General features: G+C 61.2%; 20 protein-coding genes. 9 read left to right on the forward strand and 11 right to left on the reverse strand.

Features of this window, described 5'->3' with window-relative positions; all coding sequences use genetic code 11:
* Nucleotides 1–84: 84 nt before the first annotated feature.
* From HX803_RS25825 to HX803_RS25835, 3 genes are all read right to left on the reverse strand, one after another.
* Nucleotides 85–546 (reverse strand): transglycosylase SLT domain-containing protein, encoded by a 462-nt coding sequence (locus HX803_RS25825; protein ID WP_178924587.1) that lies wholly within the window; start codon nt 544–546, stop codon nt 85–87.
* Nucleotides 539–907: a winged helix-turn-helix domain-containing protein gene (locus tag HX803_RS25830; RefSeq protein WP_178924589.1), complete on the reverse strand. Its 369-nt coding sequence runs from the start codon at nt 905–907 to the stop codon at nt 539–541. The genes HX803_RS25825 and HX803_RS25830 overlap by 8 nt, the downstream gene beginning before the upstream one ends.
* A 195-nt stretch (nt 908–1,102) precedes the next feature.
* Nucleotides 1,103–1,861, reverse strand: a complete 759-nt coding sequence (locus HX803_RS25835; protein ID WP_372339946.1) for a secretin N-terminal domain-containing protein — start codon at nt 1,859–1,861, stop codon at nt 1,103–1,105.
* A 299-nt stretch (nt 1,862–2,160) separates the two neighbouring features.
* On the opposite strand from HX803_RS25835, the gene HX803_RS25840 reads away from it, so the two are divergent.
* The 8 genes from HX803_RS25840 to cobA all read left to right on the forward strand — a co-directional run bounded on the left by HX803_RS25840 (nt 2,161) and on the right by cobA (nt 13,533).
* Nucleotides 2,161–3,387: a CmpA/NrtA family ABC transporter substrate-binding protein gene (locus HX803_RS25840; protein ID WP_178924591.1), complete on the forward strand. Its 1,227-nt coding sequence runs from the start codon at nt 2,161–2,163 to the stop codon at nt 3,385–3,387.
* Between the two features lie 13 nt (nt 3,388–3,400).
* Nucleotides 3,401–3,976: an ANTAR domain-containing response regulator gene (locus tag HX803_RS25845; RefSeq protein ID WP_176996329.1), complete on the forward strand. Its 576-nt coding sequence runs from the start codon at nt 3,401–3,403 to the stop codon at nt 3,974–3,976.
* A gap of 211 nt (nt 3,977–4,187) precedes the next feature.
* Nucleotides 4,188–5,399 carry a NarK/NasA family nitrate transporter gene (locus HX803_RS25850; protein ID WP_178924593.1) on the forward strand — a complete coding sequence of 404 codons (1,212 nt, stop codon included), beginning with the start codon at nt 4,188–4,190 and terminating at the stop codon, nt 5,397–5,399.
* Nucleotides 5,399–7,069: a bifunctional protein-serine/threonine kinase/phosphatase gene (locus HX803_RS25855; protein WP_178924613.1), complete on the forward strand. Its 1,671-nt coding sequence runs from the start codon at nt 5,399–5,401 to the stop codon at nt 7,067–7,069. The genes HX803_RS25850 and HX803_RS25855 overlap by 1 nt, the downstream gene beginning before the upstream one ends.
* 234 nt (nt 7,070–7,303) lie before the next feature.
* A complete protein-coding gene (gene nirB, locus HX803_RS25860; RefSeq protein ID WP_178924595.1) occupies nt 7,304–9,757 on the forward strand; it encodes a nitrite reductase large subunit NirB in 2,454 nt (817 codons plus the stop codon).
* On the forward strand, nt 9,754–10,071 hold the full coding sequence (nirD, locus tag HX803_RS25865; protein ID WP_178924597.1) for a nitrite reductase small subunit NirD: 318 nt from the start codon (nt 9,754–9,756) through the stop codon (nt 10,069–10,071). Before nirB ends, nirD begins: the two co-directional genes overlap by 4 nt.
* The gene (locus HX803_RS25870) at nt 10,071–12,779 is read left to right on the forward strand and encodes a nitrate reductase (protein WP_178924599.1); all 2,709 of its coding nucleotides are present in this window, start codon (nt 10,071–10,073) and stop codon (nt 12,777–12,779) included. Before nirD ends, HX803_RS25870 begins: the two co-directional genes overlap by 1 nt.
* 10 nt (nt 12,780–12,789) lie before the next feature.
* Nucleotides 12,790–13,533 carry a uroporphyrinogen-III C-methyltransferase gene (gene cobA, locus HX803_RS25875; RefSeq protein ID WP_178924601.1) on the forward strand — a complete coding sequence of 248 codons (744 nt, stop codon included), beginning with the start codon at nt 12,790–12,792 and terminating at the stop codon, nt 13,531–13,533.
* A gap of 60 nt (nt 13,534–13,593) precedes the next feature.
* Here cobA and HX803_RS25880 read toward each other — a convergent pair whose 3' ends face one another.
* The 8 genes from HX803_RS25880 to ppsA form a co-directional block, all read right to left on the reverse strand.
* Complete coding sequence (locus HX803_RS25880) at nt 13,594–14,577, reverse strand: OmpA family protein (RefSeq protein WP_176996335.1); 984 nt, start codon at nt 14,575–14,577, stop codon at nt 13,594–13,596.
* Between the two features lie 107 nt (nt 14,578–14,684).
* Entirely contained in the window at nt 14,685–15,275 is a 591-nt protein-coding gene (gene sigX, locus HX803_RS25885; RefSeq protein ID WP_003193286.1) for an RNA polymerase sigma factor SigX, read from the reverse strand.
* Nucleotides 15,276–15,362: 87 nt separating this feature from the next.
* Nucleotides 15,363–16,187, reverse strand: a complete 825-nt coding sequence (locus tag HX803_RS25890; RefSeq protein ID WP_122717981.1) for a mechanosensitive ion channel domain-containing protein — start codon at nt 16,185–16,187, stop codon at nt 15,363–15,365.
* A gap of 2 nt (nt 16,188–16,189) precedes the next feature.
* A complete protein-coding gene (locus HX803_RS25895) occupies nt 16,190–16,435 on the reverse strand; it encodes a hypothetical protein (RefSeq protein ID WP_005790375.1) in 246 nt (81 codons plus the stop codon).
* An 86-nt stretch (nt 16,436–16,521) separates the two neighbouring features.
* Nucleotides 16,522–17,517, reverse strand: a complete 996-nt coding sequence (locus HX803_RS25900) for a zinc transporter ZntB (protein ID WP_178924603.1) — start codon at nt 17,515–17,517, stop codon at nt 16,522–16,524.
* A gap of 25 nt (nt 17,518–17,542) precedes the next feature.
* On the reverse strand, nt 17,543–18,034 hold the full coding sequence (gene rraA / locus HX803_RS25905; RefSeq protein WP_178924604.1) for a ribonuclease E activity regulator RraA: 492 nt from the start codon (nt 18,032–18,034) through the stop codon (nt 17,543–17,545).
* A gap of 188 nt (nt 18,035–18,222) precedes the next feature.
* Nucleotides 18,223–19,212, reverse strand: coding sequence for an alpha/beta fold hydrolase (locus tag HX803_RS25910; RefSeq protein ID WP_178924607.1), 990 nt, complete (start codon nt 19,210–19,212; stop codon nt 18,223–18,225).
* 106 nt (nt 19,213–19,318) lie between these two features.
* Nucleotides 19,319–21,694, reverse strand: coding sequence for a phosphoenolpyruvate synthase (ppsA, locus tag HX803_RS25915; protein WP_178924609.1), 2,376 nt, complete (start codon nt 21,692–21,694; stop codon nt 19,319–19,321).
* 178 nt (nt 21,695–21,872) lie between these two features.
* On the opposite strand from ppsA, the gene HX803_RS25920 reads away from it, so the two are divergent.
* Nucleotides 21,873–22,691, forward strand: a complete 819-nt coding sequence (locus HX803_RS25920) for a pyruvate, water dikinase regulatory protein (RefSeq protein ID WP_176996340.1) — start codon at nt 21,873–21,875, stop codon at nt 22,689–22,691.
* The last annotated feature ends 90 nt before the right edge of the window (nt 22,692–22,781 follow it).

Genomic DNA, 22,781 nt, shown 5'->3' on the forward strand with positions numbered 1-22,781 from the left:
GGCGGGCTAGACTCGGATGGCGGTAAAGGTGGCGGCGATTATAGCCGGGGTCACGGCGCGCGCGCGAGGCATGCCGTCCAATCGTCAATAGCGCCGCGCTACCAGCGCCTCATAGCGCGCCCAGATCTTTTCGGCGTAGCGCATGCGCAAGGCTTCACGCTGCGGGCCCGGGCCCGGCCCCACATTGTAGGAGCCCACTGCCGTCCAGTTGTAACCGAAACGCCGGACGAATTCGGCAAGGATCGACGCGCCTACCTCCACCGAAAGGCAAGGCTCGTTCAATAGCCGCTCTTCGGTAATGCCTTGCTTGAGCAGGCGCGGCAAATGAATGCTGTTGATCTGCATCAAGCCGATATCTCGCGTGCCGTTGCGGTTGTCGTAGTTGACCGCTTGCGTGCGATAACCCGACTCCACGGCAGCGATAGCCTGCAGCAACTCAGGCTCAAGGTCATAGCGGCTGGCAGCTTCGTCCCAGCAGTCGGCCAACGCCGTGTTGCTGCCCATCCACAGAGCCAGCAGCAGGCTCCTGCTCCACGCACTAGCCATTGCGGGCCTGCCCGCACACCGAACATACCCTCGGTTCTTCGGCCTGCACCGCGCAAGTAAAACGGTACCCCCGGCCATAGATCGTCTTGATAAACCCCTTGTCGGCCTTCAGGTGCTTGCGCAACGCGTAGATGCACCGCGTCAGCGACTCCTCGGCCACCTCACCCCGGGGCCATGCCTGTTCCAGCAAGCGATCCTTGGTCATCAGCGCCCCACCGGAAGCCAGCAACAAGCGCAGTACCTGGCCCTCCTTGGGCGGCAATTGAATGTCCGCGCCCTCCCCCGTCAACCGGCCATCGCCGTGCAAGGTCCAGCGATCAAAAACCAGGGCCGTCGCCAACCCATCACTTGCGACGGCCATGCACACCTCTGTATCCGACGTTCGACATTGAAATCACTATTTCCTGCACCGGTTGCCCAATCAACGCCACGACTATAAAAACCTGTTCTGCAACGTACGGCAGGACAAAGCCCATAGACCCGACGACTTCCGGAAGTACCCGGTAAGACAATTCGCTACCCATGCCAAGGTTCACCACTGGTTTCGCCCTTCAATTCATTGAGTGACGTCAGAGGGCGGTGCTTCATTCGTCTGTTGGGGCACGTCCAGTTCCGCCACCCATTGCTTGACCAGCCGCACCTGCGCAGGTGTGCCCCTGACCAGCAAACTGTTGGTGTCGGGGTAGGCAATGACCGCAAAGCCCTTGTCTGCCAGCAGGCTCTTCTGTTTACGCGCCAGCAGGGCCTCGATCATCGAAACCATCCCCGGTACCACAGGTTTATCTGCACCGGTGCCCGCCTGGCGGTCCGCTACAAAATGGTGAAGCACCTCCACCACGCCGAAGGCCTGCGCCTGCACGGGCGTCTTCACGGCCCGGCGGTCCATCAATTGCGCCATTTGCAGCACGCGGTCGACATAGCTCGGCGGCCCGGACACATAAAACATGCGCTGCCCGCCATCACGCAGAGGGAAGCGGGGCTCATCCAGCCCTGCCCCTTGCATGAGGCTGCGCAGCTTGCTGACGGAAATATGCCGGAGCACGACGGCCGAACTCCTGATCTCGGCAGCCTCGTAGAGGAAAAGCGTTTGCCGGTCGCGGTGCCAGATCAATCCCTCCTGCCGAGCCAACGCCTCCAGCACCTGTTCGGGGGCTGCAAAGTCGTATGTTCCACTGACACGCTTGCGCTCAACCCGTCGGCTGACCACCACCGCCACACCCAAGGGCCCCAACAGTGCATTGAAAAATGTGCCCAGGCTTTCCTCCTGCGCCTGGTACTCATCACCCCAGGCCGCTGCACAGCTGAGCAGCAACACGACACACAACGCCCACCGGCATAGTCGGTGACAGGTCATCGTTGCGGCGGAGTCAGCGTGCAAGGTGAGGTTTCCTCAGCGGTCTGGCGTAGCGAAGCGGCCATACTGAAAGGCAAGCGGCGTTCAATCTTGATGAAAAGCTGACGGCAACGCGTGGCATGTGCCTTGCTACAGACATTGCATCAGGGCCCGCACCAGCGTCGGAGCAGGCCTACAGACAAAGGCGTCGTTACCCTTCAATGGCCCATAGCGCCATCCGAGGGAACGACGCTTTTTTTTCAGAGAAAAGGTAGGTGTTGATGAACGATTCAGTCGGCAACAGCCCGGTGAATAATCCGTTGGCCTGGGTCAACGGCAGTGACGCTCCGGAAAAGAGCAGCCTGGACCTGGGCTTCATGGCACTGACCGATTGCGCCTCACTGGTGGTTGCCGCCACCCAGGGTTTCGCCCAACCCTACGGGCTGACGCTGAACCTCAAGCGCCAGTCCTCCTGGGCTAACCTGCGCGACAAACTGGTCAGCGGTGAGCTGGATGCCGCCCACAGCCTGTATGGACTCATCTATGCCGTGCACCTGGGCATCGGCGGGGTGGCGCCCACCGAGATGGCGGTGCTGATGGGCCTCAACAGGAACGGCCAGAGCATCAACCTGTCCCACGGCCTGCAGCAGCAAGGCGTGACCACTCCCGAGGCACTGGATCGCCACGTGCACCAAAGCCGAACAAAACTGACCTTCGCCCAGACATTTCCCACGGGCACACACGCCATGTGGCTGTATTACTGGCTGGCGAGCCAAGGCATCCACCCCTTGCAGGACGTGGACAGTGTGGTGGTCCCGCCGCCGCAGATGGTTGCGCATCTGCAGGCTGGGCGCATCGACGGGTTTTGCGTCGGCGAGCCCTGGTGTGCCAGCGCAGTCAAGCAACATCAAGGTTTCACCCTGGCCACCACCCAGGCGATCTGGCCGGATCATCCGGAAAAGGTGCTCGGTTGCACCCAGGCGTTTGTCGAGCAATACCCCAACACGGCGCGGGTGCTGGTGATGGCCATTCTCGAAGCCAGCCGCTTTATTGAAGAAAGCCAGGAAAACCGTCGCTCTACCGCACAACTGCTCAGCGCCCGCGACTACCTGGATGCGCCACTCGACTGCATCGAACCCCGGCTGCTGGGCACCTATGACGATGGGCTGGGCAACCAGTGGCAAGACCCTCACGCGCTGCGCTTTTTTGCCGATGGCGAGGTCAACCTGCCCTACCTGTCGGACGGCATGTGGTTCATGACCCAGTTCCGCCGCTGGGGCCTGCTGCGCGAAGACCCGGACTACCTGGGCATCGCCCGCCAGGTCCAGCAGTTGGACCTGTATCGTCAAGCCGCCAGCGCCGTGAATGTTTCAAGCAGCCCCCAGGACATGCGCAGCAGCCAATTGATCGACGGCAAGGTCTGGGACGGCAGCGACCCCGCCGCCTACGCGCGCAGCTTCCGCCTGCACGCCATGACCGACCACACCAGCCGCCAAGCCTTGCGCTGACAGGAGCACGGATATGTTGCGAATCCTGTTGATCAACGACACTCCGCGCAAGGTCGGTCGGCTTAGGGCCGCGCTGATTGAGGCCGGGTTCGAGGTCATCGATGAGTCGGGCCTGACCATCGACCTGCCGGCGCGCGTCGAAACGGTGCGACCGGACGTGATCCTGATCGATACCGAGTCACCCGGGCGCGATGTGATGGAGCAGGTGGTGCTGGTCAGCCGCGACCAGCCACGGCCGATCGTGATGTTTACCGATGAGCACGACCCGAATGTGATGCGCCAGGCAATCAAGTCCGGCGTCAGCGCCTACATTGTCGAAGGCATCCAGGCCCAGCGCCTCCAGCCGATTCTCGACGTGGCCATGGCGCGCTTCGAGAGCGACCAGGCCCTGCGCGCCCAGCTCCAGGCACGGGACCAGCAACTGGCCGAGCGCAAGCGCATCGAGCTGGCCAAGGGCATGCTGATGAAAATGAAGAGCTGCAATGAAGAAGAGGCCTACACCCTGATGCGCCGCCAGGCCATGAGCCGCCAGCAGAAACTGATCCAGGTGGCCGAGCAGATTATCGCCATGAGTGAGCTGCTCGGCTGATTTGGCTCAGCTCTTGCTAAGCATTCATCACAGGTAACCAACGGCGGTTGCCCCTCCACGACAAAGACGTCGCACATCCGGTTTGCCCCCCGCAAACCCGGTGGCGGCGTTTTTTCGTTTTGGCCCCAGCGCATGGGGCCGGTGGGGCAGCCTTCGCCGGCTGTTCCATCACCCGGCCTTCTTACAAGACTCCCAACCGTTGAGGTGCGTGATGAAATCAAGCTTCTGGAAATCCGGGCACACCCCGACCCTGTTTGCCGCGTTCCTGTATTTCGACCTGAGTTTCATGGTCTGGTACCTGCTGGGCCCGTTGGCGGTGCAGATCGCCGCCGACCTGCACTTGACCACCCAGCAGCGTGGCCTGGTGGTGGCGACGCCGATCCTGGCGGGCGCCGTGCTGCGCTTTCTGATGGGCATGCTGGCCGACAAGCTGTCGCCCAAAACCGCCGGGCTGATCGGCCAGGTGATCGTGATCGCCGCGCTGTTGGGCGCCTGGAAGCTGGGCATCCACAGCTACGAACAAGCCTTGTTGCTGGGCGTGTTCCTGGGCATGGCCGGTGCGTCGTTTGCCGTCGCCCTGCCCCTGGCGTCCCAGTGGTACCCCGCCGAACATCAGGGCAAGGCCATGGGCATCGCCGGCGCCGGCAACTCCGGCACCGTGTTTGCGGCCTTGCTCGCACCGGTGCTGGCCGCAGCGTTTGGCTGGAGCAATGTGTTCGGCTTCGCCCTGATCCCGCTGGTGCTTACCCTGATCGTCTTCGCCTGGCTGGCGCGCAATGCACCGGAACGCCCGAAAGCCAAATCCATGGCCGATTACTTCAAGGCCCTGGGTGACCGCGACAGCTGGTGGTTCATGTTCTTCTACAGCGTCACGTTTGGCGGTTTCATCGGCCTGGCCAGCGCCCTGCCCGGCTACTTCAACGACCAGTACGGCCTGAGCCCGGTTACCGCCGGCTACTACACCGCGGCCTGCGTGTTTGGCGGCAGCCTGATGCGTCCGTTGGGCGGCGCCTTGGCCGACCGGTTCGGCGGGATCCGCACCCTGCTCGGCATGTACAGCGTGGCGGCGATCTGCATCGCGGCGGTGGGCTTCAACCTGCCGAGTTCCTATGCGGCCTTGGCGCTGTTCGTTTGCACCATGCTCGGCCTCGGCGCAGGCAATGGCGCGGTGTTCCAACTGGTACCGCAGCGTTTTCGCCGTGAGATCGGCGTGATGACCGGCCTGATCGGCATGGCCGGTGGGATCGGCGGTTTTGCCCTGGCGGCCGGCATGGGTGCGATCAAGCAAAGCACCGGCAGTTACCAGATGGCGCTGTGGTTGTTCGCCAGCCTTGGCGTGCTGGCCTGGTTCGGCCTGCACGGCGTGAAACGCCGCTGGAGAACCACTTGGGGTTCGGCCGCCGTGACCGCTGCGCGCGTCTGATGAGCCTGCAACTGAGCGTCGCCCACGCCAGCGCCATCGGCCCACGGGCCGAAAACCAGGACGCCCTGCGCGTGGTCACGCCGGTCGCGGAACTGGCCGCCAGCAAAGGTTACCTGTGCGCATTGGCCGACGGTGTCAGCCAATGTGCCGATGGCGGGTTGGCGGCGCGCTCGACCTTGCAGGCCCTGGCCCTGGATTACTACGCCACGCCGCAAACCTGGGGCGTGGCCCAGGCCCTGGAACGCCTGCTGCTCGCGCAAAACCGCTGGCTGCAGGCCAACGGCGGTGGCCAGCCGTTGCTGACCACCCTCAGCGCCCTGGTGTTTCGCGGCCAGCGCTTCACCCTGGCCCACGTTGGCGATTGCCGGGTGTATCGCTGGCTGGACGGCGAGTTGCAGCGCATCAGCGAAGACCATGTGTGGGAGCAACCGGGCATGCAGCATGTGCTCAAGCGCGCCCTCGGCCTGGATCAGCACCTGGTGCTGGATTTTCTCGACGGCGAACTGCGCACGGGCGAATGCTTCCTGCTGCTCAGCGATGGGGTGTGGGCCACGTTGGGCGATCACAGCATCAGCACGATCCTGCGCGAACAAACCGACCTCGACCTGGCCGTGAACACCCTGGTCAACGCCGCTCATCTGGCCGGCAGCCAGGACAACGCCAGCGCTTTGCTGGTGCGCATCGACACGCTGGGCGCGGCCACCCTCGGCGATGCCTTGGTGCAGTTGCAGCAGTGGCCTTTGCCGCCGCCGCTTAAGGCTGGGCAACGCTTTGAAGGCTGGCAGGTGGAAAGCGTGCTGGCGCAGAGTCGACAGTCGTTGCTGTACCGGGTACGCGATGCCCAGCAGCAACCCTGGCTGTTGAAAACCTTGCCGCTCAACCGTGACGACGACAACGATGCCGGCCAGGCCCTGCTGTCGGAAGAATGGTTTTTACGGCGGGTGGCCGGTCGCGCGTTTCCGGAAGTGCATGCCGCCAGCGGGCGTCAGCACTTGTACTACGTGATGCGCGAATACCCCGGGCAAACCCTGGCTGCGCTGTTCCAGCAGCAAGGCCCGCTGCCCCTGGCGCAATGGCAGTCCATCGCCGAGCGCTTGCTGCGGGCCGTGGGCATGCTGCATCGACGGCAGATCCTGCACCGCGACATCAAACCGGAAAACCTGCTGCTGGGGGACGACGGCGAACTGCGTGTGCTGGATTTCGGCCTGGCCTACTGCCCGGGCCTTTCTGAAGACCGCGCTCACTTGCTGCCTGGCACCCCGAGTTTTATCGCACCGGAGGCCTTTGCGGGTGACCGGCCTACAGCGCAGCAGGATTTGTACAGCGTCGGCGTTACCTTGTATTACCTGCTCACCGGGCATTACCCCTACGGTGAAATCGAGGCTTTCCAACGGCCGCGTTTCACCCAAGCTGTCAGCGCCAGCCGCTACCGCCCGGACCTGCCGGATTGGCTGCCACTGAGCCTGGAACAGGCTGTAGCGGCGCAACCCGCGCAGCGTTATGAAACCGCCGAGGAATGGCTGCTGGTGCTGGAGCAAGCCGATCGCCGCGAGTTGAGCGTGCGACCCAGGCCACTGCTGGAGCGTGAACCGTTGAAGGTCTGGCAGACCCTGGCGATGGTGTCACTGCTGATCAATCTGGTGCTGCTGTACTGGTTGTTGCACCACTAGGGAGCAAATCCCCACTCCAGTTTTTGCGCAAGCCCCGTAAACCCGGGCACAAGGCAACTTGGCACAACCGCTGCATTAGCTGACACAACACCCCACATACAGCCGCACCTTCAACGTCGAAGGGGCGAGTTTCCCGAGAGAACGGGACCAGGACAAAGGCGTCCTCGCTAGGTAACTAGCGGGGACGCCTTTTTTTGTTTGCGCGTGATTGGTCGAGCCATTGCGGAGAACGACATGAAAAAACTCAAACTGGTGATGATCGGCAACGGCATGGCCGGGGTTCGCACCCTTGAAGAATTGCTCAAGCTGAGCAGCGACCTGTACGACATCACCGTGTTCGGCGCCGAGCCGCACACCAACTACAACCGCATCCTGCTGTCGCCGGTACTGGCCGGCGAGCAAACCTTCGAAGAGATCGTGCTCAACGACTTGAGCTGGTACCTGGACAACAACATCAAGCTGCTGCTCAACCGTAAAGTGGTGCAGATCGACCGCGTCAAACGCATCGTCATCGCCGAAGACGGCACCGAGGCGGAGTACGATCGCCTGCTGATCGCCACCGGCTCCACCCCTTTCATCCTGCCGATCCCCGGTAATACGTTGCAGGGCGTGATCGGCTACCGCGACATCGCCGACACCCAAGCCATGATCGACACCGCCAAGACCCACACGCACGCCGTGGTCATCGGCGGTGGCCTGCTGGGCCTGGAAGCCGCCAACGGCCTGATGCTGCGCGGCATGCACGTTACTGTGGTGCATATCGGCGAATGGCTGCTGGAGCGTCAGCTGGACAAGACCAGCGGCCAACTGTTGCAGACCGAGCTGGAAAGCCGTGGCCTGGTGTTTCGCCTGTGCGAACAGACCCAGGCGCTGCATGACGCGGGCAACGGTCGCGTCGGCTCGGTGCAGTTCAAGAACGGCGACATCATCCCTGCCGACCTGGTGGTGATGGCGGCGGGTATCCGGCCCAACACCGAGCTGGCGGAAAAATCCGGCATTCCCTGCAACCGTGGGATTTTGGTCAACGACACCCTGCAAACCTACGACCCGCGCGTCTACGCCATCGGCGAGTGCGCCAGCCACCGCGGCATCGCCTATGGCCTGGTGGCGCCGCTGTTCGAACAGGCCAAGGTCTGCGCCAACCACCTCGCACAGCTGGGCTTTGCCACCTACAAAGGCTCGGTCACCTCGACCAAATTGAAGGTCACCGGCATCGATCTGTTCTCGGCCGGCGACTTCATGGGCGGCGAAGGCACCGAGACCATCACCCTCTCCGACCCGATTGGCGGTGTGTACAAGAAACTGGTGATCAAGGACGACATCCTGGTCGGCGCCTGCCTGTACGGCGACACCGCTGACGGCGGTTGGTATTTCCGCCAGATCCGTGAGAACCACGCCATCGGCGAGATCCGCGATCACTTGATGTTCGGCGAAAATGCCTTGGGCGATGTCGGCCATCAAGGCCAGGACAAGGCCATGAGCATGGCTGACAACGCCGAAGTCTGCGGTTGCAATGGCGTGTGCAAGGGCACCATCGTCAAGGCGATCCAGGAACAGGGGCTGTTCAGCGTCGACGAGGTGAAGAAACATACCAAGGCCGCCAGCTCCTGCGGCTCCTGTGTTGGCCTGGTCGAGCAGATTTTGATCAACACCGTGGGCGGCGCCGCTGACGTCAAGCCGAAAAGCGAAAAGGCCATCTGCGGCTGCAGCGACCTCAACCACGGGCAGATCCGCCAAGCCATCCGCGAGCAGCACTTGCTGACCATCGCCGGCACCATGAGCTACCTGAACTGGCGCACGCCCAACGGCTGCGCCACCTGCCGCCCGGCCTTGAACTACTACCTGATTTCCACCTGGCCGGGCGAAGCCAAGGATGACCCACAATCGCGCCTGATCAACGAACGCGCCCACGCCAATATCCAGAAAGACGGCACCTATTCCGTGGTCCCACGGATGTGGGGTGGTGTGACCAACCCGTCGGAGCTGCGGCGCATCGCCGATGTGGCCGACAAGTACAACGTGCCGATGGTCAAGGTCACCGGCGGCCAGCGCATCGACCTGCTGGGGATCAAGAAGCAGGATTTGCCGGGGGTGTGGAAAGACTTGGACATGCCGTCCGGCCACGCCTACGGCAAGTCCATCCGCACCGTGAAGACCTGCGTCGGCAGCGAGTTCTGCCGCTTCGGCACGCAGAACTCCACACAACTGGGCATCGAGTTGGAGCATGACCTGTTCAACATGTGGTCGCCGCACAAGGTCAAATTGGCGGTGTCCGGCTGCCCACGCAATTGCTCGGAAGCGGGCATCAAGGACGTAGGCATTATTGGCGTCGACTCCGGCTGGGAGATGTACATCGGTGGCAACGGCGGCATCAAGACCGAAGTCGCCGAGTTCTTCGTCAAGCTGAAAACCGCCGAAGAAGTGCGCGAGTACAACGGCGCCTTCCTGCAGCTGTACCGCGAAGAAGCCTTCTACCTTGAGCGCACCGTGCACTACCTGCAACGGGTGGGCATGGAGCACATCAAGAAGGCCGTGCTGGAAGACCCGGCGCGCCGCCAGGCCCTTAACGAGCGCCTGCAATTCTCGCTGTCGTTCGAACAGGACCCGTGGAAGGAGCGCCTGGAACAACCGCTGCTGAAGAAGGAGTTCGAGGTCATCCCCGTCAAACAACTGGAGGTGCCGGCATGAACTGGCTGGATATCTGCGCCCTCGACGACATCAACACCCTGGGATCGCGCATCATCAACGGGCCCAAGGGTGATATCGCGATTTTTCGTACCAGTGACGACGAAGTCTTCGCCCTCGATGACCGTTGCCCCCACAAAGGCGGTCCGCTGTCCCAAGGCCTGATCTACGGCAAACGCGTGGCCTGCCCGTTGCACAACTGGCAGATCGACCTCGCCTCCGGCGAAGCCCAGGCCCCGGACATCGGTTGCGCCCATCACCACCCGGCCCGCGTGGAAAACGGCCGTGTGCTGCTGGCCCTGCGGGACGCTGTGTGATGAACCGCCAGACCACCGCCTCTACCTGCTGCTACTGCGGCGTGGGTTGCGGCGTGTTGATCGAACATGACGGCGAGCAAATTATTGGCGTGCAAGGCGACCCCGACCACCCGGCGAACTTCGGCAAGTTGTGCAGCAAGGGCTCCAGCCTGCACCTGACCGGCGACTTGGCCGCCCGCGCCTTGTACCCCGAGTTGCGCCTGGGCAAAGGCCTGGCGCGCAGCCGCACCGATTGGGACACCGCGCTGGAGCACGCGGCCAACGTGTTCGCCCAGACCATCGCCGAACACGGGCCGGACAGTGTGGCGTTCTATATTTCCGGGCAATTGCTCACCGAGGATTACTACAGCTTCAACAAGCTGGCGCGGGCGCTGGTGGGCACCAACAACATCGATAGCAACTCGCGGCTGTGCATGTCTTCGGCGGTGGTCGGCTACAAGCGCAGCCTGGGCGCCGACGCACCACCTTGCAGCTACGAAGACCTGGAGAGCAGCGACTGCGTGATGATCGTCGGCAGCAACATGGCCTACGCGCACCCGGTGTTGTTCCGACGCCTGGAAGCAGCCAAGGCGCGGCGCCCGCAGATGAAAGTGCTGGTGATCGACCCACGTCGCACAGACACCTGCGATTTGGCTGACCTGCACCTGGCGATCCTGCCGGGGACAGACGTCGCGCTGTTCCATGGGATCTTGCACCTGCTGCTGTGGGAAGACTGGATCGACCGCGCGTTTATCGAGGCGCATACCGAGGGGCTGGCCGAGCTGAAACGCCTGGTGCACGACTACACGCCGCAGATGGTCACGCAGCTCTGTGGCATCAGCGTCGAGCAGTTGCGCCTGTGTGCGGAATGGGTCGGGACCTCCCACAGTTTTCTGTCGTTGTGGTGCATGGGGCTTAACCAGTCCACGGCGGGCAGCGCTAAAAACAGCGCGTTGATCAACCTGCACCTGGCCACCGGCACGATTGGCCGGCCCGGCTGCGGGCCGTTTTCCCTGACCGGCCAGCCGAATGCCATGGGTGGGCGCGAGACGGGCAGTTTGTCGAACCTGCTGCCCGGGCACCGTGAGGCCGCCAACCCTGAACATCGCGAGCAGGTCGCGGCGTATTGGGGGGTTGATTCGTTGCCAGCGTCTACCGGGCTCACGGCTGTCGAGCTGTTCGAGCAGGTGCAAGCTGGCAAGGTCAAGGCATTGTGGATCGCCTGCACCAACCCCGCGCAATCACTGCCAGACCAGAACCGTGTGCGCGAAGCCTTGACCGCCTGCCCGTTCGTGGTGCTGCAGGAGGCGTTTCGTACCACCGAGACCGCCGCCTACGCCGACCTGCTGTTGCCCGCCGCCAGTTGGGGGGAGAAGGAAGGCACGGTGACCAACTCCGAGCGGCGTATTTCCCACGTGCGCCGTGCCATCGTCCCACCGGGAGAAGCGCGACCGGACTGGGCAATTACCGTGGATTTCGCACAGCGCCTGGAGCGCCGCCTGCGTCCGGGTTTGAGCAGCCTGTTTGCCTTTGAGCAGCCCGCGCAGGTGTTTGACGAATACAAGATGCTGACCCGTGGCCGTGACCTGGACTTGTCGGGCATCAGCCACGCCTTGCTTGATCGTATCGGCCCGCAGCAATGGCCGTTCCCCCAGGGCGCCGAGGGAGGTACCTCACGCCTGTACACCGACGGTGTGTTCCCGACCGACAACGGGCGGGCACGCTTCGTTGCCGACCCTTACCGCGCCGCGAAGGAGCAACGTGACGCGCGCTTCCCGCTGACCCTGATTACCGGGCGCCTGCGCGACCAATGGCATGGCATGAGCCGCACGGGTACGGCGGCGCAGTTGTTCGGGCATGTCAGCGAGGCGTTGTTGAGCCTGCACCCGGATGAGTTGCGCCGGCACCGCTTCAAAGAAGGTGATCTGGTCAGCCTGAAAAGCCGTCGCGGCCAGGTGATTGTGGCGGTCAGCAGTGATGACAGCCTGCGCCCGGGGCAGGCATTTCTGCCCATGCACTGGGGTGATCGTTTTCTCAAGGGCGGCGTGAATGCGCTGACCCAGCCGGCGTTTGATCCCTTGTCCAAACAACCGGAACTCAAGCACAGCGGCGTGCGCCTGGAAGCGGTGCAACTGCCGTGGCAACTGTTCGCGTTGATCGAAGGTGATGTGCAGCAACACTTCGAAGCCCTGCGCCCGCTGTGCGAGGGCTTTGCCTACGTCAGCCTCAGCCTGGCCGGGCGGGAGCGGCCCGCGTTATTGATACGCGCCGCCCATAGCGAGGCGCCCGACCTGCAGCTGTTGACCCGAATCGATGAACTGCTGGGCCTCAACGACGGGCCAGTGATGGCTTACGACGACCCACGCCGCTCGATCGGCAAACGCGTGAAGATCGAAAAAGGCCGCATCACGGCCTTGCGCCTGGCCGGCGAAACCTTGGCGCGGCATTGGTTGCAAAGCCTGTGGCTGGAGGGCCGCACCGACGACCAACTGCGGCGCTGGCTGTTGGCGCCGTTGAGCGCCCCCCCGGGCGGAACCGCGGCGAGCAACAAAGTGCTGTGCAACTGCAAGAACGTCAGCGAAAACGCGGTGTGCACAGGTATCGCCCGGGGCCTGGACCTGGATGGGCTCAAGCGGGAACTGGGCTGCGGCACCCAATGCGGCTCCTGTGTGCCGGAAATCAAACGTCTTTTGGCCAGCAGCCCGCAGCCAATCGCGATCAGTGTGTGAGGGGAACAACATGAGTGCAAAAGTCTGGTTGGTGGGCGCAGGCCCCGGTGACCCCGAGCTGTTGACCCTCAAGGCGGTGCGAGCGCTGCGTGAGGCCAATGTGGTGCTGATCGACGACCTGGTCAACGTGGCCGTACTGGAACACTGTGCCGGTGCGCGGGTGATCACCGTCGGCAAGCGTGGCGGTTGCCGCTCCACCCCGCAGGATTTCATCCACCGCCTGATGCTGCGTTATGCCCGCCAGGGCAAGTGCGTGGTGCGGCTTAAAGGGGGTGATCCGTGCATTTTCGGCCGGGGTGGCGAAGAAGCAGCCTGGCTGCGCGAACGTGGGGTGCAAGTGGAATTGGTCAACGGCATTACCGCCGGCCTGGCGGGGGCGACGAATTGCGCTGTTCCGCTGACTTTGCGGGGTGTGAGCCGTGGGGTGACGCTGGTGACGGCGCACACTCAGGACGACAGCCACCTTAATTGGCGTGCACTGGCCGAAGGCGGCACCACATTGGTGGTGTACATGGGGGTGGCCAAGCTTGAGGAGATTCGCCAGCAATTGCTCGACGGCGGAATGGCTGCCGATATGCCGGTGGCGATGATCGAGAATGCATCACTGCCCCAGCAACGGGAATGCCGCAGCAACCTGTTGCACCTGCAGGAAGACGCGCACGCATTTGCCCTTAAGAGCCCGGCGATCCTGGTGATCGGCCGTGTTGCCGCCTCTGCTCAAGCCGCTTGCGCCGTTGCGCTCGCCAGCGCCTGAGGCAAACTCAAGGCGAAAAAAAGCCCGGCCTAAGCCGGGCTTTTTTCTACCACTCAGTAATTACTGAGCAGCTTGAGCTTCTACCGAGGCTTCTACGCGACGGTTGATAGCACGGCCTGCTTCAGTTGCGTTGTCAGCAACTGGACGGGATTTACCGTAGCCAACCGAGCTAACGCGGTTAGGAGCGATACCGTCTTTGACCAGAACTTGCTTAACAGCGTCAGCACGACGCTGGGACAGCTTCTGGTTGTAAGCGTCTGGACCTACGGAGTCAGTGTGACCTTCAACCACGGTGGTGGTTTGTGGGTACTGCTTCATGAAGTCGGCCAGGTTTTTCACGTCGCCGTAGCTGTTAGGCTTAACAACGGACTTGTCGAAGTCGAACTTAACGTCCAGCTCAACACGAACAACCTGAGCAACTGGAGCTTCTGGCTCTGGAGTTGGCTCTGGAGCTGGTGCTGGGGTAGGAGCTGGAGCAACTGCGCCAGCGTTGCCGCCGAAGTTCACACCCAGGCCAACCAGTGCGGAGTAGTCCCACTTGCCGTTGTCCAGGTTGTAGTCAGACTCAACACCAGCACGGGCGAACAGGTTGTTGGTGAAGTAGTACTTCACACCAGCGCCAGCGATAGCCAGGGTCGACTGGTCGCGACCGCTGTGGCCGTCAGCCTGTACGTTGGTACGGGATTGGTGACCGAAACCACCTTCTACGTATGGACGCAGGGAATCAACACCGGCCTGACCGAAGTGGTACTGAGCAGTCACGCTGCCAGTGTCACCTTTGATCTTCTGGTTGCCAGTACCGTCGTTCGAACGGGTGTGGTTGGTGGTGTCGTAGTTCAGGTTGATCGACACGTCGTCGGTCAAGAAGTAACCGATGCTTGCGCCAGGGTTGAAGCCGTCTTCGATGTGCTTGACGCTATCGTTGTACTGCTTCTTGTAGAACAGCTGGCCTTCAACTGCGCCTTGGCCTTGTGCCAGAGCGCCGAAAGAAGTGGCAGCAATAAGAGAACCAATGGCAAAGCCCAAGGTGTTTTTCAGTTTCATCCGTTAAATCCCCATCTGGTGATTGTAAAGCAGTCCCACAAACCGGGGGACAACTCGGCGACAAGTCTAACAGAACTTGCCTACACGTAAGAGATATTTGCCACGCACTAAGTTTCAGTCTCGCCCGCAAATTTCTCACGTAATTTATCAAGAGCACGTTTGTAACGCATTTTTGTAGCACTCAAACCCATATGCATGATGTCAGCGATCTCCTGAAACTCCAGCTCTGCGACAAATCGTAGCACCAGAATTTCCCGGTCAATCGGGTTCACATGCACCAACCAGCGATCAAGTCCGCCCTTCTCCTCGGGTGCTGGCGCCTTCTCTTCAGACGCTTCCTCGAGGGGGTCTAGACTCAACGCGTCCATCAAGCGACGCTTTCGCCGTTCCTTGCGATACTGCGTGATGCACTCGTTGTACGTGATGCTATATAGCCATGTCTTGAACTTCGATTTGCCCTCAAAGTTCTTCAGGCCATACAGCACCTTGAGCATCACTTCCTGACAGACATCATCCGCATCTCTATCGTTCCCTAAATACCTTGAACAAACGTTGAACAAAGTGCGTTGATATCTGCGCATCAATTCTTCGTACGCGCGTGTTACGTGAAACAGCTCCGTGTGCGAGCGCGCGACCAACTCCTCATCAGAGAGCTCACGGGGGTCATAGCGCGTGGACAGCGTTTGGGCTTTATTCAAAACAAGTCGTGCCGACAGTCAGGTCAATGTCCGCTACAGCCCGGCTACCCGGGTTTGCGGCGGCGTACATTAGCAGGGTTTGCCGGGTTAGCGGCTACTGACCTGCTGCTCCAGGAGGATCCGATTGGACAGCGACACCAGGTCGCCGTCATCGGTCAGCACCGTCGTCTTGACCGTGCCGATCTCCTCGATCTGTCCTTCGACCTCGCCTATACGCACCTGTTGCCCAACCTGATACAGCTCACGCACATAGATTCCCGCAAGAATCTGCCCGGCAATTTCCCGGCTTCCCAACCCCATGGCCAGCGCAACGGCCAGACCAACGGTAATCAAAACGATCACGATCACGTGGTTGAGCAGGTCAGTCTTGACCTCCAACTGGCTGATCGCGACCGAAATACTGATGATGATGACCAAGCCCTGGGCAATCCGCCCAAGGCCGGCAGCATAGTCCAACCCCACGCCTTCAGCGGCGCCGCGCACCAGCCCATTGGCCAGTTGCGCCAGCAAGACACCTACCAGCAGTACCAGCGCACCGCCGAAAACCTTCGGCAAATACAGTGCCAGCATGTCGAGCGTAGCTGAAACTCGCTCAAGGCCAAGGGATTGAGCCGCAGAAACCAGAAAAATAAGTAGAACGAACCAATAGACGATCTTGCCGATCAGGGTGGAAATCGGCACTTGCAGGCCGGCACGCCCCAGCAGCTTGGTCAGGCCAGTGCCTGCCATCAAGCGGTCCAGGCCCAATTTGGCGAGCAGTTTGGACAGCAGGGTGTCGAGCAGCTTGGCCACGACAAAACCCAGCAACACCAGGACCAGGGCACCAAACAGGTTGGGGATGAAGTTAGCCACCTTGGTCCACAATGCGGTCATCGCGGTGACCAGGCTCTGGGTCCAGAGATCAAGTTCCATATTCAATCAGCCTTATCAGCAGTGCGAGCAAGAGGTTTACGACGGGAAACCGGCGATACGTGGGCCGAACCATTGTTCAGGGCCATCATCAACGCCGGCAGCCAACGACCGAGCAGGCCGAACAGGTCACCCGCCCCTACCTGACGGTTGGCGGTTTTCAACACGCGGCCCAGGCAGGCATCGTCATCCCGGTTGGATGGCGAGGCATTGAGCATGTCACGCAAAGACTGTTCGAACGGATCGTGCATAAAGACCTCTCGCAAGTGATTTAAAAGACGAGGGTAAAATTCTTGGGGTCACATGGGACCTTTCCTACGTTCAGGTCATATTCAGGTCAAACCCAGCGTAATCGTCGAAAAAGCCACCATTGTCCGAGCGCAACCGCCACCATCATCAGGCAGGCAATCACGAATCCGTAGGGGCTGGCGGAGAACGGAATGCCGCCCACATTGATGCCCAGCAAGCCGGTGAGAAAACTCATTGGCAGGAAGATCCCGGTGATGATGCCGAAGCGGTACATGGTGCGGTTCATGCGCACGCTCAAGCGCCGGTCTTCAGCCTCCAGCACAAGCCCCACGCGCTCCCGGGTCAATTCCAGCTCTTCCAGGTAGCGGGTCAGGCTGTTGTTCAATTCGTTCCAGTAGTCGGCATCGTCGTCACAAAACCACGGCAATTTGATTCGCGTCAGCTGGGCAAAAATATCCCGCTGCGGCGCAAGGAATCGCTTCAGCCCAGCCGCTCGCCGACGGATCTGCAAAACGTTGCCGTGCTCCGGAGTATACCGTTCGTCGGCATCGAGTTTTTCTTCTTCGGAATCGACGATTTCAGACAGGTCGGTGACCAGGTCCTGCACTTTATTAGTCAGGTACTGCGCCATATAAAGGATGAGTTCCGAAGCGGTTTTCGGGCCTTTACCGTCCGCCAGCTGCACCAGCAGCTCGTCCGTGGCGCGCAAGGGCCGCAGACGCAGGGAAATCACGCGACTGGCCGCCGCAAAGATCCGCACCGAGACCATGTCTTCCGGCTCGGCGCCCGGGTTGAGGTTGATCCCGCGCAGAAACAGCAGCAATTCGTCATCCGGCAGCGGCAACAAGCGCGGACGGGTATTTTCTTCCAGCAGCAAGTCGCAGGCGAACTCGCTCAAGCCACTGGACCGGCGCAGCCAGGTCTGAGTCTGCGGGTGGCTGCGATCCCAATGCAGCCACAGGCTTTCCTGAGGCTGCAGTTGCAGGTCGTCTAGCTCTGTCCGGGCAATCGAACGCGCACCGCCTTTACCGTCCAGCACCAGGGCATGCACCAGCCCCCATTGCGCGTTTTCTTCCTCGAACATCCTCACCCCTTTCGTCTGCAGCGGTTTATTCAGGCATTTTCAGCGGGCTTGGCGACACGATCACGCCATTGTTGTCGGCATAGACATACTCGCCCGGACGGAATGTCACGCCGGCAAAGGTCACGACCACGTTCAGATCGCCAATGCCGCGCTTGTCGGTCTTCATCGGGTGGCTCGCCAAGGCCTGCACCCCCAGGTCGGTCTGGGCAATGACATCGACATCGCGAATGCAGCCGTAGATCACCATCCCTTCCCAGCCGTTTTTCGCCGCTTTCTCGGCGATCATGTCACCCAGCAAGGCACGGCGCAGGGAGCCGCCACCGTCCACTACCAGCACTTTGCCTGCACCCGGCAGGTCGGCTTGCGCCTTGACCAGGGAGTTGTCTTCAAAGCACTTGATGGTGACGATCTCGCCACCAAAGGAATCTCGGCCGCCGAAATTGCTGAACATCGGCTCAAGCACCTGTACGAGTTCAGGGTAGGCGTCGCACAGGTCGGGGGTCACGTAATGGTTCATTGAAAAATTCCTTTCTGGCAAAGAGGTGTCTTTCGAAAGAAGCGCCAGGCACAGCGGGGGCAGACCTTCCCACCCCCAACGGCGCAACGCAATAGCCACTGCGCGACTGAATATGACCAGAAGCGTTTAACGCGTCATATCTTAGCCGCAACCACACACGAGTGAAACGCCCTTGGCAGAGCGCTTCGTCAAACCGTTGCCGCCACCTCCGATTGTGCCCCGAATAAAGGTGTCAGCGGGTCTTTCAGCCATTGCGCCACTAATGGCCACACTTCGGCCTGGGCGGCCTTGCTGACCAGCATCTCCACATGGCCGAAATCCCCGGTAAACCCTTGCTGGCTGCCCAGACACAGGTATTGACGGTGCTCTGAACCGACTTGCTCGAACAACTTGCGACACGCCCAGTCCGGGTCTTGCTGGTCACCCGCCGCACTCACCGCCAGCAGCGGCACATCGACCTCTGCCAAGCCTTTCCACCAATCGTTCTTGCCTTCGCCAAAGCGGCCAAACAGGCCGTTCCAGCGCATGGCCTCGATCATCACGCCGGCCGGTTCATCCTCGGGGCCGCGCTTGAGGCGCGAGCCGGAGACCTCACCAAAGCGTTTCAACAGCAAGCGGCCCGTCCACTCCACCGGTGGTAGTTTCAACGGCCAGTGGGTGCGACTGACCTGACTGCCAAACAGCGCCACCGAAGCCACCGCCGGCGCGCCCAAGTGCTGCCCGCCAAGGGCCGCCGCCAGGCTGATGCCGCCCAGGGAATGGCCGATCCAGTGGGGAACCTGCGCGCTTTGTTCACGCACGAACGCCCCAATTGCCGGCAAATCGTAACGTGCGTAGTCGGCCACACGGTTGCGGGCGTAGTCATGATTGCGCTTGGACAGGCCATGGCCGCGCATTTCCGGGATCCAGACATCAAACCCCAACCGCGCCAGGTAAGCGCCCAGGCCGATGCCTTTAGGCGAGTACCAGAAGCGCCGGTTGGAAAAACTGCCGTGCAATAAAATAACCGGGATGCCCCGGTTTTCCGGGACATCGGCCAAGCCCAAGCGGGTCACGGCCAACTCGACGGTGCCGTCGGGGCTGTTACCGGGCTTGAGGCGGTACACATCTTCACTCAGGTCGCCACGACGTTCAGCGCTGATCAGGGCGACGGGAAACAGGTTGCTGCTGCTTTGCATAATGCTCTTGCACAAAAAAGGGCGGCGTCCGCAAGGATTCCCGCCCTGTACAGATAAGAATGCCGGTCACCCTGTGAGAGTGACCGGCACTTTTGACGTAACGACCTTAGACGGACGCTTGGCCTTCTGCCAGGAAGAACCAGGTTTCCAGCACGGAGTCGGGGTTCAGCGAGACGCTTTCGATGCCCTGCTCCATCAGCCACTTGGCCAGGTCAGGGTGGTCGGAAGGGCCTTGGCCGCAGATGCCGATGTACTTGCCGGCCTTGTTGCAAGCCTGGATGGCATTGGCCAGCAGCTTCTTGACCGCAGGGTTACGCTCGTCGAACAAGTGGGCAATGATCCCCGAGTCGCGGTCCAGGCCCAGGGTCAGTTGGGTCAGGTCGTTGGAGCCGATGGAGAACCCGTCGAAGAATTCCAGGAATTCTTCGGCCAGGATCGCGTTGGATGGCAGTTCGCACATCATGATCACGCGCAGGCCGTTTTCACCACGGGTCAGGCCATTTTCGGCCAGCAGGTCCACCACCTGGCTCGCCTCGCCCAGGGTGCGCACGAACGGCACCATGATCTCAACGTTGGTCAGGCCCATCTCGTTGCGCACGCGCTTGAGGGCGCGGCACTCGAGTTCGAAGCAGTCACGGAACGATTCGCTGATGTAACGCGAAGCGCCACGGAAGCCCAGCATCGGGTTTTCTTCTTCCGGTTCGTACAGCTTGCCGCCGATCAGGTTCGCATATTCGTTGGACTTGAAGTCCGACAGACGCACGATGACCTTTTTCGGGTAGAACGCCGCCGCCAGGGTGCTGATGCCTTCCACCAGCTTCTCGACGTAGAAGCCCACCGGGTCGTTGTAGCCGGCGATGCGCTTGTCGACGCTTTCCTTGAGGTCCAGTGGCAGGCCGTCGTAGTTCAACAAGGCCTTGGGGTGCACGCCGATCATGCGGTTGATGATGAACTCCAGGCGGGCCAGGCCCACGCCGGCGTTCGGCAGCTGTGCGAAGTCAAAGGCGCGGTCTGGGTTGCCGACGTTCATCATGATCTTGAACGGCAGGTCCGGCATGGCGTCGATGGAGTTCTGCTTGATATCGAAGCCCAACTCACCTTCGAAGATGAAACCGGTGTCGCCTTCGGCACAAGACACAGTAACGCCTTGGCCATCTTTCAGCAGTTGGGTGGCGTTGCCGCAGCCCACGACCGCTGGGATACCCAGTTCACGGGCGATGATCGCCGCGTGGCAGGTGCGCCCGCCACGGTTGGTGACGATGGCGCTGGCGCGCTTCATCACCGGTTCCCAGTCGGGGTCGGTCATGTCGGAGACCAGCACGTCACCTGGCTGGACTTTGTCCATTTCGGACACGTCCTTGATGATCCGCACCTTGCCGGCGCCGATGCGCTGGCCGATGGCGCGACCTTCCACCAGCACGGTACCGGTTTCTTTCAGCAGGTAGCGTTCCATGACGTTGGCCGAGGTGCGGCTCTTCACGGTTTCAGGACGGGCCTGCACGATGTACAGCTTGCCGTCGTCACCGTCCTTGGCCCATTCGATGTCCATCGGGCACTTGTAGTGCTTTTCGATGATCATCGCTTGCTTGGCCAATTCGCTGATTTCAGCGTCGGTCAGGCAGAAACGCGTGCGTTCGGCCTTGTCGACTTCAACGGTTTTTACCGAGCGACCGGCCTTGGCCTCGTCGCCGTAGATCATCTTGATTGCCTTGCTGCCCAGGTTACGGCGCAGGATAGCCGGGCGGCCAGCCTCAAGGGTGTGCTTGTGCACGTAGAATTCGTCGGGGTTGACCGCGCCTTGTACGACGGTTTCGCCCAGGCCGTAGGCGCCGGTGATGAACACCACGTCACGGAAGCCCGATTCGGTGTCCAGGGTGAACATTACGCCGGCCGTACCGGTTTCCGAACGCACCATGCGTTGCACACCGGCAGACAAGGCCACCAGCTTATGGTCGAAACCTTGGTGTACGCGATAGGAAATGGCACGATCGTTGAACAGCGAGGCGAACACTTCCTTGGCCGCACGGATGACGTTTTCCACGCCGCGGATGTTAAGGAAGGTTTCCTGCTGACCCGCGAAAGAGGCGTCCGGCAAGTCTTCGGCGGTGGCCGAGGAACGCACGGCAACGGCCATGTCCGGGTTGCCGGCCGACAAGGTGGCGAAGGCGGTACGGATTTCTTCGTTGAGCTTCTCGGGGAACTCGGCTTCCATGATCCATTGGCGGATCTGGCTGCCGGTCTTGGCCAGGGCGTTGACGTCATCGACGTCCAGGGCGTCCAGCGCGGCGTGGATCTGGGCGTTGAGGCCGCTCAGCTCGAGGAAGTCGCGGTAGGCCTGGGCCGTGGTGGCGAAACCACCAGGCACCGAGACGCCAGCGCCTGCAAGATTACTGATCATCTCGCCGAGGGATGCGTTCTTGCCCCCCACATGCTCTACATCATGGACGCCGAGCTTATCGAGGGAAACTACGTACTCTACCAAGGTGATCTCTCCACTTTCTGTGTTGGAAAAGCTCAGGACGCCGGCTGCTCAGTAGGAGCGTTCGCCTGCGTTTGTGGCCTGGACCTGGAAAATAAGTGAGAATGCGGCCCACTGCGGGACGGCAAAATCGCGCCTATCATATCCAAGATTCGTCATCAGCTTAAGGCCCAGGGCTCAAATGAAACGATCTGCTTTCTTTATCTCCGACGGCACCGGCATCACAGCCGAAACATTGGGTCAAAGCCTGCTCGCGCAGTTCGAAAACATTACCTTCGCCAAATTCACACGGCCCTATATCGACAGCGTGGATAAAGCGCGGGCCATGGTACAACAAATCAATCTGGCGGCCGAAAAAGACGGTTTTCGTCCGATCATTTTCGACACCATCGTCAACCAGGACATTCGTGAGATTCTCGCAACGTCGAATGGTTTCATGATCGACATCTTCTCCACGTTCCTGGCGCCACTGGAACAGGAGCTGAGTGAACATTCCTCATACTCGGTAGGAAAGTCCCATTCCATTGGCCACAACTCCAACTATATGGAGCGTATCGAGGCGGTGAACTTCGCCCTCGACAACGACGACGGCGCCCGCACCCACTATTACGACAAGGCCGACCTGATTCTGGTGGGCGTGTCCCGCTGCGGCAAAACGCCCACCTGCCTGTACATGGCCATGCAGTTCGGTATCCGTGCAGCCAACTACCCGCTGACCGAAGACGACATGGAGCACCTGACACTGCCGTCGGCCTTGCGCTCGCACCGGCACAAGCTGTTTGGCCTGACCATCGACCCGGACCGCCTCACCTCCATCCGCAACGAGCGCAAACCCAACAGCCGCTACTCCAGCTACGCCCAGTGCGAGTTCGAAGTACGTGAAGTGGAAAACCTGTTCCGTCGCGAGAACATTGCGCACATCAATTCCACGCATTTTTCGGTGGAAGAGATTTCGGCGAAGATTTTGGTGGAGAAAGGCGTGGAGCGCAGGTTCAAGTAATTGCGTTGCCCGGGCTGGCCCCTTCGCGAGCAAGTCGAATCGTCGCACCGCCGCTCCCACATCTGACCGAGTTCCAACTCTGGAATGCAG

The sequence above is a fragment of the Pseudomonas sp. P7548 genome (genome assembly GCF_013386585.1).
Classification (GTDB): Bacteria; Pseudomonadota; Gammaproteobacteria; order Pseudomonadales; family Pseudomonadaceae; genus Aquipseudomonas.

What these genes read in the sequence shown, in the direction of transcription:
- HX803_RS25825 (WP_178924587.1), bottom strand. Translation starts at nt 546, where the DNA reads ATGGCTAGTGCGTGGAGCAGGAGCCTGCTGCTGGCTCTGTGGATGGGC.
- HX803_RS25830 (WP_178924589.1), bottom strand. Translation starts at nt 907, where the DNA reads ATGGCCGTCGCAAGTGATGGGTTGGCGACGGCCCTGGTTTTTGATCGC.
- HX803_RS25840 (WP_178924591.1), top strand. Translation starts at nt 2,161, where the DNA reads ATGAACGATTCAGTCGGCAACAGCCCGGTGAATAATCCGTTGGCCTGG.
- HX803_RS25845 (WP_176996329.1), top strand. Translation starts at nt 3,401, where the DNA reads ATGTTGCGAATCCTGTTGATCAACGACACTCCGCGCAAGGTCGGTCGG.
- HX803_RS25850 (WP_178924593.1), top strand. Translation starts at nt 4,188, where the DNA reads ATGAAATCAAGCTTCTGGAAATCCGGGCACACCCCGACCCTGTTTGCC.
- HX803_RS25855 (WP_178924613.1), top strand. Translation starts at nt 5,399, where the DNA reads ATGAGCCTGCAACTGAGCGTCGCCCACGCCAGCGCCATCGGCCCACGG.
- nirB (WP_178924595.1), top strand. Translation starts at nt 7,304, where the DNA reads ATGAAAAAACTCAAACTGGTGATGATCGGCAACGGCATGGCCGGGGTT.
- nirD (WP_178924597.1), top strand. Translation starts at nt 9,754, where the DNA reads ATGAACTGGCTGGATATCTGCGCCCTCGACGACATCAACACCCTGGGA.
- HX803_RS25870 (WP_178924599.1), top strand. Translation starts at nt 10,071, where the DNA reads ATGAACCGCCAGACCACCGCCTCTACCTGCTGCTACTGCGGCGTGGGT.
- cobA (WP_178924601.1), top strand. Translation starts at nt 12,790, where the DNA reads ATGAGTGCAAAAGTCTGGTTGGTGGGCGCAGGCCCCGGTGACCCCGAG.
- HX803_RS25880 (WP_176996335.1), bottom strand. Translation starts at nt 14,577, where the DNA reads ATGAAACTGAAAAACACCTTGGGCTTTGCCATTGGTTCTCTTATTGCT.
- HX803_RS25890 (WP_122717981.1), bottom strand. Translation starts at nt 16,187, where the DNA reads ATGGAACTTGATCTCTGGACCCAGAGCCTGGTCACCGCGATGACCGCA.
- HX803_RS25895 (WP_005790375.1), bottom strand. Translation starts at nt 16,435, where the DNA reads ATGCACGATCCGTTCGAACAGTCTTTGCGTGACATGCTCAATGCCTCG.
- HX803_RS25900 (WP_178924603.1), bottom strand. Translation starts at nt 17,517, where the DNA reads ATGTTCGAGGAAGAAAACGCGCAATGGGGGCTGGTGCATGCCCTGGTG.
- rraA (WP_178924604.1), bottom strand. Translation starts at nt 18,034, where the DNA reads ATGAACCATTACGTGACCCCCGACCTGTGCGACGCCTACCCTGAACTC.
- HX803_RS25910 (WP_178924607.1), bottom strand. Translation starts at nt 19,212, where the DNA reads ATGCAAAGCAGCAGCAACCTGTTTCCCGTCGCCCTGATCAGCGCTGAA.
- HX803_RS25920 (WP_176996340.1), top strand. Translation starts at nt 21,873, where the DNA reads ATGAAACGATCTGCTTTCTTTATCTCCGACGGCACCGGCATCACAGCC.